Below are 15,375 nucleotides of genomic sequence, written 5' to 3'. Positions count from 1 at the left end.
AGCTCAACCCAGCCACTCGTCCTGGGCGGCGTCCATAAGCTCGTCCAGAACCTCGGCCATATAGGCGACTGTTTTGCGGGCCAGTTCGCGCCCTGCTGCGGTGTCACTGGGATAGTGCAGCCCTGCCCATTCGCGGTTTTCGGCAATACGCTGCGCCCGATGGAACAGGGCTATTGTCCCGGGATGCTCGGGCAGGATACGCGAGAACATTTCGGCAATTGCAAAGGACTGGAAGGAATGGTTCGAAGGATATGCCGCGTGATACGGCACCGCAATGTAAGGCCGGATCAAAGGCTGGATAATGTTCGGGCGCGGTCGGCTGAACCGGTTCTTATAGGTCAGCCCGACCTCATTGGTCAGTTCCAGAAGGATCACCATAAGCGCACGTGTGGCACCAAAGCCTCCGTCGTCTTCGATACCCAGAGGCGACAGGTAGTCATCGATCCCGAAACTGGCCTGCGCTACGATTTCTTCACGGCGCAACGCCTGGTCAGGGTCTTTCAACGCGCCTTGCAGCTTGAGCAGATAGCTGGTCTCCTCAAGACTATCATCTGGCCCGGGCGGTGGAAGCAGATCAATGTTTTCCCAGATCTTGCCTTTAAGCTGATCTGCCAGCGGAACGCCGATCTGGCATAGGTCGCGCATTTCACGCCACCCGAAAGCAGCTTCGCTGCCTTCAAAGGCAAAATCACCACGGTTCCGATTTCGATTTCGGTTTCGGTTGCGATTTCTGTTCCGGTTTCTGTTCCGGTTACGATTTCTGTTCCGATTTCGGTTGAGCGCAAAGGCCGAGCTTTGGCTGAGCGATAGTGCGGCGACCCCAAAAGCGGATCTGTTCAAGAGTTCATTCTGAACCAAATCCTTGATGTCGCCGACGTCTAACAACCGCGCGACTTCATTTTCGTCAAAGATACTTTGAATTTTCATGAGGGTCTCTGACGTAAACAATGCCGGTTCAACTTTGCTCAGCGCCTCAATAAAGATCAGAGCGTTCTTACTTTGGGCGGCAAAGAACGCAGCTTCGACCGCTGCGCGCGGATTCCCCTGGCCCTGACCCAAGCTTGCGAGTTTTAACGCCTTGCAGGAAATCAATTCTCCACGTCGCGCAAGCATGCCAAACGCGTTTAGCGTGTCTTTGTAGTCCATACTGTCCCCCTTCCAAAACTCTTAAACCTGCTGTGGCAACCCGATCCGTGACAGGCCGCTTTCCATCAAATGCGCGCTGAACCGGGTCGGCACCGGGAAACGATCCTGCTGAATGCAGGCCAGTGACATGTCCGGCTCCAAGTTGATCAAACGCTTCAGGGCCTGTTCTCCCATCTGGCGGTTTCCCGCATGTCCGTATGCCGCTGCGAGATAGCGCATGACGGTTTTGAACTGCGGCTGCACCTCCATCACGGATTCACCAAATTCGATGGACTTCTCAAAATCGCCACTGACCAGCGATGCAACGCAGGCCGCACCGTCAAACAGGTGTCGATACGGGCTGTGACGCCCAACCAGTCTAGCCTGCTGTGCAGCTTCCCGCGCCAACGCGGGTCGGTCCGTGTAGCAGTAGAGCATTGCGGCCGAATCCCAGCTCATGGCGCGATACGGGCTAAGTTCCAACGCGCGGTCCACCAGATCCTGTGCAACCGAAAACTCGCGAAACACGTAGGAGTGCACATGAGCAACAAGGCCGAGAACGGTGCCATTGTTTGGGTCAGCCTCGACCGCGCGGCGGGCCAGGTCGCGCGCCTGCGCCTCAAGCGTGGCGTCCCATGTGCCATACCGCTCGCCGACCTTGAACGTGGTCACATAGGCCAGCCACGCCAGATAGACCGGCTTGGGATCCAGCTCGTAGGCGGCCAGGATGTCGGCTTCCAATTCGTCCAATCCCGGCCCGCTCATCGTCAACAGATGATGCACCGCCGCAACCGCCGTTTTGGCAGCATGATGGGATGCCGGATCACGCATATGACGCCCGTTGAGCAGAGCAGTGAGCAATGCATCAGTGGCATAGCTGACGAAGGATGTCAGGCCAGAACAGTTTTGCCCCAGAAAATCGCCCTGATCAGCCACGACGTTCTGGCTCCAGATCACTTTGCGGTCTTCAGACCTCATGGCAGTGGCCGACACTTGCAGCATGTCACCGCAACTCGCCGCCCGGCATTGCAGAAATAGATCAGGTCCTGTCGTCAATGGATCGGTCGGGAGCGGGATCTGTGACACCCGGTAATCCTGCACTTCAAGCGCTTCGATCTCGATCAGCGATTTTGACAATTGTTCTGCGACGATGTTGGAGACAAAAGTGGCAGTCTCGGACCCTGCCCCCACATCCGGAGACAAAAGACCAACCACAAAATTCGGACGGGGGTGGGCAATCGACGACGGAAGTGAAACTCGCGCAGGCTGGCTTGTTGGTACAGGCATGGGGCCTGCTGCTGATGCCTGCTCAAGCGCGCCCTCTATCGTCGCCCGCGACACAGTAAACAGCTCAAGCGAAGCGCCGATATTCTTGAGCTTGGGACGGCCAACAGAGTTGAAAAGAAAGTCGTTTCGACCGCGCAATGCGTTGCGCACAACGCTCGAAACCAGAACTTCGCCGGGGGAGCCCACGCTTTCGATCCGGGCCGCCGTGTTGACAGCATCGCCAATGATCTGCTGATCGACCTCAAACGTGTCACCCAGATGCACACCGATGCGATACCCTTTGGCATAGCGTTTAGCGCTTTGGGTCAGCACCTCTTGCACCCCCAACGCTGTTTCCACCGCAGCGCGCGCGCTTGGAAACACAGCGCACAGGCCATCACCTGTCAGACCCGTTACGCGACCCCGAAAGCCTTGAACAAGTTCGCTGGCACAATTCAAGTCGCGGCGGATCGTGGCGAGTGTTTCTATCTCGGCTTCGCGTACTTCAACTGAATAGTCGCAGGCATCCAGAAACAGGATGGCTCTTAGCTGCGCCTTAGGCAAATCGGTTGGCCTGTATAGATTCAGATTTAATCCCATGATCGTAACTCTGACTTCTTTAACTATTTGGGATGCGTCGCCCTTAAAATGATAAGGCTACATCCGATGTGTGCATCGCGCAGATCAAAAAGCAGTACTCATGACGACGCTGCATTTGCTGCGCATGACCGACCTTGGTCTTGATGGACTTCACAAGGCTCTAGTCGGCCTGACGGAAAGATTTGGTTTCTAAAATGTGTTAAGTTCAATCTAATGCAGCTTATTGTATGTGTTTTATGAACCTTCGTCGACTTAATTTTATTTCGCGCCCTCAGACCAGGCTGTGTTTGACCGATCTGAGGGGGATAAGCGGATCGCAAAGATTGACTGGACGAAGGCTTTGCAACATGCGTCCTTCTCGCTAAAGGCGTGTGGTTAGTACCTGACCCTTGGCGAATAGTTGCAAAACAGGTGCCTCCGAAGGTTCGTCATACCAGCTGGTTCGCAAACCCAAACTACTGCGCATCCCGTCCTGAAAACGCAGCACACTCATCGCGTTACGCGGCTTTCTCAACGTGAACAAAAGGAACAATCAACGTTCTCATCAAGTATCGTTCCGCGCCAGAGGACCCCTCACGTGCCTCAACTATAACGGTTGAAAAAACTGCCACCCAAGGCAAAGCTCGAAGTGGCAAGGGCGCACAACATGGCCCCTTCCTGCTTTGTATGACGGCTTAGGAACATTGTTGCCTGCTCAACACCACAGCCGTTGATGCGCCGTCGTTCTCCGAGAATCGTTAATACTGCAACGAAATTTTGACGCCCCAACAGCTGGCGTGGCTTTCGCTCTTGTCATTGCACGGAAACCGCGCCAATGGCGGTGCATGAGGTTCGACACGATCATATTGGGGGCGGGAGCCGCAGGCATGATGTGTGCGGCCCATTGCGGTGGGCGCGTTTTGGTGATTGATCACGCCAAAGCACCGGGCGAAAAGATCCGTATCTCGGGCGGTGGGCGCTGCAATTTCACCAATATGTACGCAAGCCCAAGCAACTTCCTGTCGCAAAACCCGCATTTCTGCAAATCCGCATTGGCGCGTTATACCCAATGGGATTTTGTCGATCTGGTTGGGCGTCACAATATCGCCTGGCACGAGAAAACGCTGGGTCAGCTGTTTTGTGATGGGTCGTCGAAACAAATCATACAGATGCTGCTGGACGAGATGCGCGATGCCGAAGCAGAGCTGTGGGTGCAAACGTCTCTGCGCGATCTGCGCAAGACCGAAAACGGGTTTGCACTAGAGGTCGAACGTGACGGGCAACGGCAACACCTGACCTGCGCCAATCTGGTACTGGCCACAGGCGGCAAGTCGATCCCCAAGATGGGCGCGACAGGATTGGCCTATGACATCGCCGGGCAATTCGGCTTGGGCGTGACCGACACGCGCGCCGCGCTGGTCCCGTTCACCTTCTCGGATGGTCGGTTCAAAGATTTGTCCGGTGTCTCCCTTCCGGCTCGGCTATCGAACGACCGTACCAGCTTTGACGAGGCGCTGCTGTTCACCCATCGCGGCCTCAGCGGGCCGTCGGTGTTGCAACTGTCATCTTACTGGCAGGAAGGTGAAGCAATCCGGGTCAATCTGATCCCTGATCTGCCGCTTTTCGATCTGCTACGTACGCAGCGTCAGAGCGCGGGCCGCAAGGCTTTGACAACCGAATTGGCCCATCTTCTGCCTGCCCGGTTGGTGGATTACCTAAGTAAAGTTATTCCAATGTCCGGGAACCTTGCGGATCAGTCAGATGCGAAACTTGCTGAGCTGACCTCAGCCTTGTCCGCGTGGCAGTTGGTGCCATCGGGAACCGAAGGGTATCGCACGGCGGAAGTCACGCTGGGCGGCATCGATACCGACGGATTGTCATCCAAAACCATGGAGGCCAAGGATGTCCCTGGCCTCTATGCGATTGGTGAAGCAGTGGATGTCACCGGCTGGTTGGGTGGTTACAACTTTCAGTGGGCATGGTCATCAGGACATGCTGCTGGTGTTGCCATTGCCGCCAGGCGTTAGCCTACGACGTTATACCCGCGTCCGCGCATACAGTTGCGCACGATCACTTCCTGGTTCTGAGTGTTGTTGATCGCGCTTGCACCAGCACCGATCAGCGCACCGGCTGCCGCCGCGCGACCCAGGTCGCTGGCGCTGTTGTCGATGATCGCCGTCGTTGCCGCAGCACCCGCCGCGCCGATGGCTGCGGCACCCGCCGTGTTACTGTCGAGCGTCGGCTGAGACCGCGCCAGCGCCTGACAATTGGCCAGATCAGACTGATAGTTGGGCCCTACCGCCCCATCGATGATCGGGACATAGTTCGCCCCGCTATTGGCGCAGGCTCCGGCCAGCGCGACCACGGGAAGGGCGAAGAAAATTTTGCGTGCAGACATATCCGCTACCTCTTTGTGAACTGAAGGTGACGCAACCTTACTTCCCACAAAGTGTCAATCTGATTGGGAAAAGTCCAGATCAACCGGCAGAGCGTCGCCTTACGTCAGTCGTTTGCGCACTTGCTCGGTAAAGTCGTCGCCGCGTTGCTCGAAATTGTCATATTGATCGAAACTGGCTGCCGCCGGTGCCAGCAACACCGTGTCACCTACTTCGGCGTCTTCGATCGCTTGCGCCACGGCGGCCTCCATCGTGGTGCAAACCTGGGCGTCCGCTTCTAGCTGCATCGCAAAGCCAGCCGCTTCGCGACCGATCACATAAGCTTTGATGACCTGATCCGATGCCGCGTTCAGGGCCGCGATACCGCCCTCTTTTTCAAGCCCGCCGCAAATCCAGCGGATGTTTTTGAACGCGCTCAACGCCTTCAACGCGCTGTCGACATTGGTCGCCTTGGAGTCGTTGACGTAAGTAACCCCACCGGCTTCGGCAATGATCTGACTGCGATGCGGCAGACCCGGATAAGAACGCAGCGCATCCTCGATCACGCGCGGCGCAAGGCCCAGCGAACGGCAGGCGGCGTAGGCCGCGCAGGCGTTTTGGTGGTTATGGGCACCGGGCAGGCCTTTGATCGCACGCAGGTCGATAGACCCCGCCTGCCGCCCCTTGCGGTATTCCGACAAGAAACCTTTGCGTGCAAACACCTGCCACCCCGGGCCTGTCAGTTTTCGCGCAACCGAAATGCGGATCACCCGGTCATCCGTTGGCCCTTCGGACAGTTGCCCGGCCAGAAATGCACCTTCGTTCTCATCAATGCCGATGATCGCTCGGTCTGGCCCGCCTTCGGCAAAGAGACGCCGCTTTGCAGCAAAATAGCCGCCCATGCCGCCGTGGCGGTCCAGATGATCGGGCGACAGGTTGGTGAATACAGCCACATCAGGTGTCAGCGCACGGGCAAGTTCTGTCTGATAGCTGCTGAGTTCCAACACCACGACCGACCCGTCACCGCCAGGATCGATATCCAGAACTCCACGTCCGATATTGCCTGCCAACTGCGCCTCGCGCCCGGCCTCGGTCAGGATGTGGTGGATCAACGCCGCCGTGGTGGATTTCCCGTTCGAGCCCGTCACCGCAATCACGCGCGGCGGCGTGTCGTAGTTGTTCCATTCCGGCCCCGCGAAGGAGCGGAAGAATAAGCCGATGTCATTGTCGACCGGCACGCCTGCGTCCAAGGCAGCGGCGACCACGGAGTTCGGTTCGGGATAAAGATGGGGGATGCCTGGTGAGACGATCAGCGAGGCAACGTCATCAAATTCCCCGTGCTTGCGCAGGTCGATGCAAGTAAAGCCTTCGCTTTCTGCGGTTTCGCGAGCTGCCGGGTTGTCGTCCCAGCAGACCGGTTCTGCCCCACCTGCACGCAGCGCGCGAGCGGTTGCCAGACCGGACCGGCCCAACCCCAGAACGGCGACTTTCTGTCCTGTAAAGCCTTTGACCGGGATCAATGCGAAACCCTTCGCTTTGTGGATACAAGAAACAGTGTATACGTCAAACAAATGCTCATTAATGACCCAAACGAGATCAACCACAAAACCCAATTTCCGGTAAGTACGTCAGGCAAAGCCAGCGGAGTTGCAAAGCACACAGCAATTGCAAATACGATCAGCATGCAAAACTGCGCTCCCCAACCCATTTTGGCGACTTCACGAAATCCATCATCTTGGCCGATTATGCCTGTGCCGCGTAACCCAACAATAGTTGCGTGTGCAGAGAATGCATAGCTCGGAACTACATAAACGGGTGCCATGAGAGCAAAGGCAACTAGACCGATGCCCAACCCAGCTGCGGACAGAAGAGAGGCTACTTTCATAAAGCCCGCGGTCCACGCGATTGCCGCAACCAAAGCCTGACCACTGTTTGCGATCCATTCATTGTGATCGCGCATAAAAACTAACATTTTTTTCCTTATTTTACCTTACTTTGAGCGTCGCCAGACCGATCATCGCCAGGATCAGCGAGATGATCCAGAAGCGGATCACGATGGTCGGCTCGGCCCAGCCTTTTTTCTCATAGTGGTGGTGGATCGGGGCCATCAGGAAGACCCGCTTGCCGGTGCGTTTGAAGTAGAGGACCTGAATGATCACACTCAGCGCTTCCACCACAAACAGGCCGCCGACCACGGCCAGAACAAGCTCGTGCTTGGTGGCGACGGCAATTGCGCCCAACGCGCCCCCCAGAGCCAGCGAACCGGTGTCTCCCATGAACACCGCTGCGGGTGGGGCGTTGTACCACAAGAAGCCCAGGCCCCCGCCAAACAAGGCAGCCGTAAATATCAAAATCTCACCGGTTCCGGGCACGTAATGCACGTCCAGATATTCGGTGAAGTCCACGCGTCCAACCGCATAGGCGATGATCCCAAGGGTTGTTGCGGCGATCATGGCAGGCATGATGGCCAGCCCGTCTAACCCGTCGGTCAGGTTCACCGCATTGGCGGCGCCCACGATCACAACAACCGCAAACGGGATGTAGAACAGGCCCAGATTGACCAGAGTATCCTTGAACACGGGCACCGCCAATTGGTTCTGCAAAGCTTCAGGATGATGCAATGAAGCCCAGAGCGATGCCAGGACCGCGATGATAATGCCTAGTGCCAAACGCATCTTGCCCGGAACACCTTTGGTGTTTTGCTTCGAAACCTTGGCATAGTCATCTGCAAAACCGATAGCGGCATAAGCCAGCGTCACAAATAGAACCATCCAGACATAGGGATTGTCCCACCGCGCCCAGATCAGGGTCGACGTCACGAGCGCGCCGACAATCAGCAAACCGCCCATTGTGGGTGTGCCCGCCTTGGAAAAATGCCCCTCGGGGCCGTCATCGCGGATCGGCTGACCCTTTCCCTGCCTCTTGCGCAGTACGTTGATCAACGGTTTCCCAAAGAGAAATCCAAAGATCAGTGCCGTCATGAAAGCACCGCCAGCGCGGAAGGTGATGTAGCGGAACAGGTTCCAGAAGTCCCCTCCGTCCGACAGGGCGGTCAACCAATACAGCATGACAATACCTTTCTCACACGCGGCAGCTGGGCGTGATCACCCATCAAGCGCGCTCCCTTGCCCCATTTTGCGCAGACCGTCAACAATCGTCGCCAAAGCCATGCTGAGCGACCCTTTGGCCAGAACCGTATCACCATCGCGGATCAAAGCGTGGAGGTGTTCGGCCATCTCAGCGCTGGTTTCAAACCAGAGCCCACGTTTGTCATCGGGCAATGCCTTGTGCAGGGCTTGCATCAGCGGGCCGATACAATGCACCTGATTCACATTCCCCATGGCGGCAACATCCGCCATCGCGGCGTGCATTGCCTCTTCCTGCGGGCCCAGTTCCTTCATATCACCCAAAAATGCGATCCGGCGGGTGGCTTGCGAGGCGGCCAGTACATCCAGCGCAGCCTCCATCGAAGTTGGGTTGGCGTTATAGCTGTCGTCCAACAGTTCGATTTGGCCACCGCCGGACAGCGGTAAGCTTTCGCGCACGCCGCGCCCTTTGACCGGCGACCACGCTCGCAAGCCCGCGATCGCCTGATCCAGATCGACCCCCAGTTCCACGCACGCGGCCAGAGCCCCAAGCGCGTTCATGGCAAAATGGGTGCCGGCAGAGTTGACGTCAAAGCGGATAGGATGATCGCCAACCATGGCTCGGGCGCTCAACGCGTTGGCACCTTGCTGCACGTCCACTAGACGGTAATCAGCGGAATTACGTCCGAAATCGACGATCCCTGCCCCGCGGCTCTGAGCTGTCTGGCGCAGGATGTCTGCGTGCTCGATGTCTGCGTTTACAATTGCGGCTCCACCGGGCTCCAACCCCTCGAAGATGGCCGCTTTTTCATGGGCGATGCCTGCAACAGATTCAAAGGCTTCCAGATGCACCGCCGCAACTGTCGTGACCAGTGCCACATGCGGGCGTGCCTGAATGGCCAGCGGGGCAATCTCACCCGGGTGGTTCATGCCGATTTCGATCACGGCGAATTCAGTATCGCGCGGCATTCGCGCCAATGTCAGCGGTACACCCCAATGGTTGTTGTAACTGGCCACGCTGGCATGGGTCTTGCCTTGTGTTTCGAGGATCGTCGCCAGCATTTCCTTGGTCGAGGTCTTGCCGACACTGCCTGTTACGCCCACAACACGTGCGTCCGTTCGCTCCCGTGCCGCCTGACCCAAAGCTTCTAGCCCCGCCTGCACGTCGTCAACGATTAGCAACGGTGCCCCATCTGGGACATCTTCGGGAATGTGAGAAACCAGCGCGGCCCCAGCACCTTTTTCCAGTGCCTGCGCTACAAAACCATGACCGTCCCGCGCGGCTTTCAGTGCCACGAAAAGATCGCCGGGCTGGAGCGTGCGCGTATCGATGGACACGCCATTGGCGATCCAATCACGCGTCGCCTGACCGCCCGTCGCTTCGGCGGCCTCAGATGCAGTCCAGAGCGTCATGCAACCCTCCCGTCCAGCGCAGCCACAGAAATACTGGCCTGTTCCACGTCATCAAAGGGCAGGACCTGATCCCCGACGATCTGGCCGGTTTCGTGCCCCTTTCCAGCGATCAGCAGCGCATCGCCCGGCTGCAGCGCGTCAATGCCGCGCAGAATGGCCTCGGCGCGGTCACCGACCTCGGTCACACTGGCCTGACCTGCGGCCTCAATCGCACCCGCCATGACGGCAGCGCGGATGGTGGCCGGGTCTTCGCTGCGTGGGTTGTCATCGGTGACAAACACGACATCAGCATGGTTGACTGCCGCCTTGCCCATCAGGGGGCGTTTTGTGGCGTCGCGATCCCCGCCTGCCCCAACGATAGCGATCAGACGCCCCATGACATGCGGGCGCAGCGCCTTGAGGGCTGTCGCCACGGCGTCGGGCGTGTGGGCGTAATCCACAAAAACCGTTGCACCGTTGTCGCGCGTTGCGGCAAGTTGCATCCGCCCCCGTACGGTCGTCAGATGTGGCAGAGTTTCAAACACCTGCTCGGGGTTGTCGCCAGCGGCGATGACCAACCCACAGGCCAGCAGGATATTTTCGGCCTGAAATCCACCAATCAGGTTTAAACGAGTCTGGTAGGTTCGGCCTTGCCACGAAAAGCGCAGGTCCTGACCTGTGGCATCAAACCGCTGATTGATCAGGCATAAATCAGCATCACCCAAGCCTACAGTCAGAACCGACTGACCGCGCGATTTGGCGGTCCGTTGGACCTGAGCCCCTTTTGGGTCGCTCAGGTTGATGACCGCCGTGCCATCTTCTGGCAACACACGGTTGAACAGACCGGCTTTGGCGGCGAAATACGCCTCAAAGGTTTCGTGATAGTCCAGATGATCTTGAGTGAAGTTTGAAAACCCGGCGGCCGTCAGGTGCACGCCATCGAGACGGCGTTGCTCCAGGCCATGAGAGGAAGCCTCCATCGCGGCATGGGTCACACCATTTTCAGCTGCCTCTGCCAAACAGCGATGCAGGGTGATTGGTTCAGGGGTGGTATGGGCCAGCGGTGCAGTCCAGGCACCCTCGACCCCGGTCGTGCCGAGGTTGACAGCGGCGTGGTCCAATTCAGACCAAATCTGGCGGACAAAGGTGGCAACGGATGTTTTTCCATTGGTCCCGGTGACAGCAACGATGGTCTGTGGTTGTGCGCCAAACCACAACGCGGCGGCACCGGCCAGCGCCTGACGCGGGTCTTCGACCACAATCAGCGCGGCTTCTGCGTCGGTAAGCTCGGCTTCGGCGATCTGGGCCCCTTCGGCGTCTGTCAGGATCGCGGATGCCCCCATGCGCAGGGCAAACTGGATGAACTCTCCGCCATGCACCCGCGTGCCGGGAAGGGCCGCAAACAGGAAGCCGTCTTTCACTTCACGGCTGTCAACAGCGAGACCTGTGATGTTAGGGTTTGCGCCCCCGCGTGCGGTCAGGGCCAGTTGGTTGAGTTTCTTTGTCCTTGTGCCCATGACCCACCTCTTGCCGGACAGCCTAGTTTGAGGTCAGCGTTATAGCAGCGCCCGCCTCAGGCTCAAGCCGGGGACGCAGGCCCAGCAAAGGCGCGACGCGACCAATGAGTTCGGCGGCAACAGGCACGGCGGTCCAGCCCGCAGTGCGGCGCTTTTCGCCGTATGCCACAATCGAAGGTTCGTCCAACGTGACGATCAGCACGTATTTCGGATCATAGGCCGGGAAGATCGTCGCAAAAGTCGCGATGACCTTGTCGTCGTAATACCCGCCACGCGGCTTGGGTTTATCCGCCGTACCGGTTTTACCAGCCACGTCATAGCCTTTGACCTCGGCAAAGCTGGCCGTGCCATCCGTCACCACTTTGCGCAACATTTTCTGAGCCTGGCGCGCTGTGTTTTCCGACATGACCCGAGGGCCATATTGCGGTCCGTTTTTTCGCAGAATGGTGGGGCTGACATAGTGCCCGCCGTTGGCAATCGCCGCGTACCCGGCGGCCAGATGCATCGGACTGGTCGACAAGCCATGACCGTAGGAAATGGTCACAGTGCTCAACTCGCCCCACTTCTTGGGCTTAAGAGGCACCCCACCCTTGGCCTCGACAATTTCAAACGGCGTTGGGTCGAACATGCCCAGCGTGTTCAGGAAATCCTGCTGGCGCTGCGCACCGATCTGCAACGCCAAACGGCCTGTACCCCGGTTCGAGCTGTGGACAATCACATCCGCAACACTGATCTTGCCGTAATTCTTGCCGTTGAACTCTCCGATGGGAAAGCGGCCGATCTTCATCGGACCCGACGTGTCGATGATGGTGTTGGAATTCACCAGCCCCAGCTGCACAGCTTGAGCGGCGGTGAAAATCTTGAAGACCGATCCCAGCTCGTACACGCCTTGTACGTACCGGTTGAACAATGGGCTGTCCGACGGATCAAAACCCGAAGTCGGCGGGCGCGGACGGTCATTTGGATCAAACGAAGGCAAAGACGCGGCCGAGACTACCTCACCCGTGTGTGCGTTCATCAGAACCGCCGAGGCCCCCTTGGCGTTCATGATCTTCATGCCGCCATACAGCACCTGTTCCACCGCCGCCTGAATGGTCAGGTCCAGTGACAATTGCAGCGGTTTGTTGCCGTTGGCCGGGTCTCGCAGATAGTCGTCGAACTGTTTCTCGACACCAGCCACACCGATCACTTCAGCGGCACTGACGCCCTCACGACCAAAGCCGGATCCACCCAGAATATGCGCAGCAAGCCTTCCGTTGGGATAAAGACGCATTTCGCGCGGACCAAACAGAATTCCAGGATCGCCGATGTCGTGGACGGCCTGCTTCTGTTCGGGTGAAATACGCTTCTTGATCCACAGGAACTTGCGTTTGCCGGTGAAATCCTTGACCAGACGTTCTTTGTCCAGATCGGGAAAGATTGCCACCAACTGATCTGCAGCAGCGATCGGGTCGATCATCAGGGGCGGTTGCGCATAGACCGAATAGGTGTCCAGATTGGTCGCCAAAATGCGTCCTTCGCGGTCGACGATATTGGCCCGCTGCATGGCAATGGCGGCACCCGGCGCGTTTGCCACAGGTTCCTGCGCTTCGGATGTGGCCAGCATACCCATTCGGACGCCAACGACCGAGAAGGCGCAGAAGAAGAACAGCCCCAGCACCAACAGACGCCCTTCGGCGCGGGCGCGGGCACGGTCTTTCATGTCTTCATGGCGTCTGCGAATGTTCTCCCGCTCAATTGCCTTTGGGTTTTCACCACGGGCACGGGCATCCAGAATACGGGCCAGCGGTCGCAGGGGGGTGCGTGTCATGGAACCTGCACCTCACCCAAAGCCTGAATGTCGGTGATGGCCTGCAACTCAATCGGGTCAACGATAGGCAGGTCGGGGTCTTCGGCATAGGCAATCTGATCGGCACGCCCAAACTGTTCGGCGCGCAGTGGCAACAGGCCCAGACGCTCAAAGTTCAGATCTGCAAGTTCACGCAGTCGGTCCGGACGGTTCAGATAGGCCCATTCTGCATTCAGAACGGCCAGCCGAACCTGCGCCATGCCAATCTCGCGCTGGAGCTTCTGCGTTTCTTTCACCACCTGCTGGGTTCGGTAGTTTTCCTGATAGGCCCAAAGCGCCAATCCAAAAACGGACAGAGCGGTCAACACATACAAAACACTCTTCATTTTGCCCTTCCCCCCAGTTGCGGCATCCCAATGGCACGGGCATCAATTTCCCCTGCCGGAGCCTCGGTTCGGATTGCCACGCGCAACTTTGCGGACCGCGCGCGCGGGTTTTCCTGCAATTCCCGCTCATCTGGCCCAACGGCCTTGCGGGTCTTTAACGTGAATTGCGGCTGCTCTTGTTCGATTTCAGGCGCATAGCGGTTTGCACGCCCTGTCTTGCCCGCGCGGGATTGAAAGAACCGTTTGACCATCCGATCCTCGATGGAATGGAAGGTCACAACGGCGAGTTGCCCGCCAGGCTTCAACGCACGTTCCGCAGCCATCAAACCCTGAAACAGCTCTTCATATTCGGCGTTCACCGCGATCCGCAGACCCTGAAAGCTGCGTGTCGCAGAGTGCGATTGCCCCGGCTTAGGGCGTGGCAGGCAGGCCTCGATGATCTCGGCCAAACGCAGGGTCGTGGCAATCGGCGCCTCGCCGCGCGCTTTGACGATGGCCTTGGCGATGCGACGGCTTGCGCGCTCTTCACCGAAGTGAAAAAGGATGTCTGCCAGCTGCGCCTCGGTTGCTGTGTTCACCAGATCTGCCGCGCTTTCGCCTTCCTGACTCATGCGCATGTCCAGCGGACCATCCTTCATGAAGGAAAAACCACGCTCGGCCTGGTCCAGCTGCATCGAAGACACTCCAAGATCCAGAACAACGCCGTCCAGATCCCGAGCGTATTCGTCCATCCGCGAGAACACACCGGGCTGCATCACCAGCCGGTCGCCATACTCGCCCGCCCAATCCGCGGCCATTTCAAAGGCCAGTGGGTCACGGTCCACACCGATGACCTTTTCGGCCCCCGCATCCAGCAGCCCACGCGTGTATCCACCGGCTCCAAAGGTGCCGTCCAGCCAAATACCGGATACCGGAGATACTACGTCCAGCAATGGGCGCAGCAAAACGGGAATATGGGGTTTATCGGAGGAGGAGTCAGCGCCGGACATGCCGTCACGCGTCCCTGACGCCATCGAGATAGACCATCGGATCGAAATCGTCGGGCAGATCGTCCATCCACTCTTCTGCCTTGGCCAATTCCTCGACCTCGTAGGTCTCGGGTTTCCAGATCTGGAAGGTGTCACCAGCGGCGATAAAGAAAGCTTCACTCTCAAGGTCGATCTTGTTGCGCAGCTTGGCAGGCAAGACCAGACGCCCAGTTTCGTCGACGTTGGTCGGGAAAGACTGACCGTGAAACATGCGTTGCAGCATCTTGCGCTCCATCGAGCCACGAGGAAGCGCATCGATCTTGGCGTCGACCTCGTCAATCGCCTGCATCGTATAACACTCAAGGTATTTACGGCGGTGGTCGCCATAGACAATCACAAGCTCAGGATTGTCACCGGGCTGCCAGTTGGGATCAGAGGCTTCAAGCACACGGCGAAACGAGGCCGGGATCGAGACCCTGCCCTTCGTGTCCACCTTATGGTGGCTTTCACCTCTAAACCTGCGCGCCAAGACGACTGTCCCTTTCGCTTGCGCCCCACCTCAAATTCACGTTCCCCCCGGAAGAAAAACGGCGGGTTGATCTGCTGCCACTGATCAACCCGCCGCATTGACCCGCTTTGCGGGATGTCCAGCTGCACGCGCCACCTGGGGGGATGTCTGCTCGCCCGCGCGCCGGATCTCTTGAGTGATGAAAGCGAGATGCCTGTATGAAACCTGATTTGTATTTTTGGTTCGGGGTCGTTTAGTGCCCCTGCTGCCTCGTCCTCATCGGATACATAAGGGATGCCATGGGAATTCATGGAAATCAACAGGAATTTTTTCGATCGTGGCGCTTGGGGCACGTGATGTATATACTAAATTGTCGAATTTTTG

13 protein-coding genes are annotated in these 15,375 nt (G+C 58.0%); 1 reads left to right on the top strand and 12 read right to left on the bottom strand.

Annotated elements, in window-relative coordinates; genetic code table 11:
- Window positions 1-3: 3 nt before the first annotated feature.
- Both AC2FNU_RS08890 and AC2FNU_RS08885 read right to left on the bottom strand, forming a co-directional pair.
- Entirely contained in the window at window positions 4-1,146 is a 1,143-nt protein-coding gene (locus tag AC2FNU_RS08890; protein WP_496787339.1) for a phosphatase PAP2 family protein, read from the bottom strand.
- Between the two features lie 21 nt (window positions 1,147-1,167).
- Complete coding sequence (locus AC2FNU_RS08885) at window positions 1,168-2,991, bottom strand: adenylate/guanylate cyclase domain-containing protein (RefSeq protein WP_496787337.1); 1,824 nt, start codon at window positions 2,989-2,991, stop codon at window positions 1,168-1,170.
- Window positions 2,992-3,815: 824 nt separating this feature from the next.
- Between AC2FNU_RS08885 and AC2FNU_RS08880 the strand changes: the two genes are divergently transcribed.
- Complete coding sequence (locus tag AC2FNU_RS08880) at window positions 3,816-4,997, top strand: BaiN/RdsA family NAD(P)/FAD-dependent oxidoreductase (protein ID WP_496787335.1); 1,182 nt, start codon at window positions 3,816-3,818, stop codon at window positions 4,995-4,997.
- On the opposite strand, the gene AC2FNU_RS08875 is transcribed toward AC2FNU_RS08880, so the two are convergent.
- From AC2FNU_RS08875 to mraZ, 10 genes are all read right to left on the bottom strand, one after another.
- Window positions 4,994-5,368, bottom strand: a complete 375-nt coding sequence (locus AC2FNU_RS08875) for a glycine zipper family protein (protein ID WP_171092324.1) — start codon at window positions 5,366-5,368, stop codon at window positions 4,994-4,996. The genes AC2FNU_RS08880 and AC2FNU_RS08875 overlap by 4 nt on opposite strands.
- Before the next feature lie 99 nt (window positions 5,369-5,467).
- Window positions 5,468-6,865 (bottom strand): UDP-N-acetylmuramoyl-L-alanine--D-glutamate ligase, encoded by a 1,398-nt coding sequence (gene murD, locus AC2FNU_RS08870; protein ID WP_496787331.1) that lies wholly within the window; start codon window positions 6,863-6,865, stop codon window positions 5,468-5,470.
- The gene (locus AC2FNU_RS08865) at window positions 6,862-7,305 is read right to left on the bottom strand and encodes a hypothetical protein (RefSeq protein WP_496787329.1); all 444 of its coding nucleotides are present in this window, start codon (window positions 7,303-7,305) and stop codon (window positions 6,862-6,864) included. The genes murD and AC2FNU_RS08865 overlap by 4 nt, the downstream gene beginning before the upstream one ends.
- Before the next feature lie 25 nt (window positions 7,306-7,330).
- The gene (gene mraY / locus AC2FNU_RS08860; protein WP_496787325.1) at window positions 7,331-8,413 is read right to left on the bottom strand and encodes a phospho-N-acetylmuramoyl-pentapeptide-transferase; all 1,083 of its coding nucleotides are present in this window, start codon (window positions 8,411-8,413) and stop codon (window positions 7,331-7,333) included.
- A gap of 36 nt (window positions 8,414-8,449) precedes the next feature.
- Window positions 8,450-9,844: a UDP-N-acetylmuramoyl-tripeptide--D-alanyl-D-alanine ligase gene (locus AC2FNU_RS08855; RefSeq protein WP_496787322.1), complete on the bottom strand. Its 1,395-nt coding sequence runs from the start codon at window positions 9,842-9,844 to the stop codon at window positions 8,450-8,452.
- Window positions 9,841-11,340, bottom strand: coding sequence for a UDP-N-acetylmuramoyl-L-alanyl-D-glutamate--2,6-diaminopimelate ligase (locus tag AC2FNU_RS08850; RefSeq protein ID WP_496787318.1), 1,500 nt, complete (start codon window positions 11,338-11,340; stop codon window positions 9,841-9,843). Before AC2FNU_RS08850 ends, AC2FNU_RS08855 begins: the two co-directional genes overlap by 4 nt.
- A 22-nt stretch (window positions 11,341-11,362) precedes the next feature.
- A complete protein-coding gene (locus AC2FNU_RS08845; RefSeq protein ID WP_496787314.1) occupies window positions 11,363-13,150 on the bottom strand; it encodes a peptidoglycan D,D-transpeptidase FtsI family protein in 1,788 nt (595 codons plus the stop codon).
- Entirely contained in the window at window positions 13,147-13,515 is a 369-nt protein-coding gene (ftsL, locus tag AC2FNU_RS08840; RefSeq protein WP_496787312.1) for a cell division protein FtsL, read from the bottom strand. Before ftsL ends, AC2FNU_RS08845 begins: the two co-directional genes overlap by 4 nt.
- A complete protein-coding gene (gene rsmH / locus AC2FNU_RS08835; RefSeq protein WP_496787308.1) occupies window positions 13,512-14,504 on the bottom strand; it encodes a 16S rRNA (cytosine(1402)-N(4))-methyltransferase RsmH in 993 nt (330 codons plus the stop codon). Before rsmH ends, ftsL begins: the two co-directional genes overlap by 4 nt.
- Before the next feature lie 4 nt (window positions 14,505-14,508).
- Window positions 14,509-15,012 (bottom strand): division/cell wall cluster transcriptional repressor MraZ, encoded by a 504-nt coding sequence (gene mraZ, locus AC2FNU_RS08830; RefSeq protein ID WP_496787307.1) that lies wholly within the window; start codon window positions 15,010-15,012, stop codon window positions 14,509-14,511.
- Window positions 15,013-15,375 lie beyond the last annotated feature (363 nt).

The sequence above is a fragment of the Ruegeria sp. BHSB064 genome, from assembly GCF_059613205.1.
This window is presented reverse-complemented; position numbering and strand designations above follow the sequence as displayed.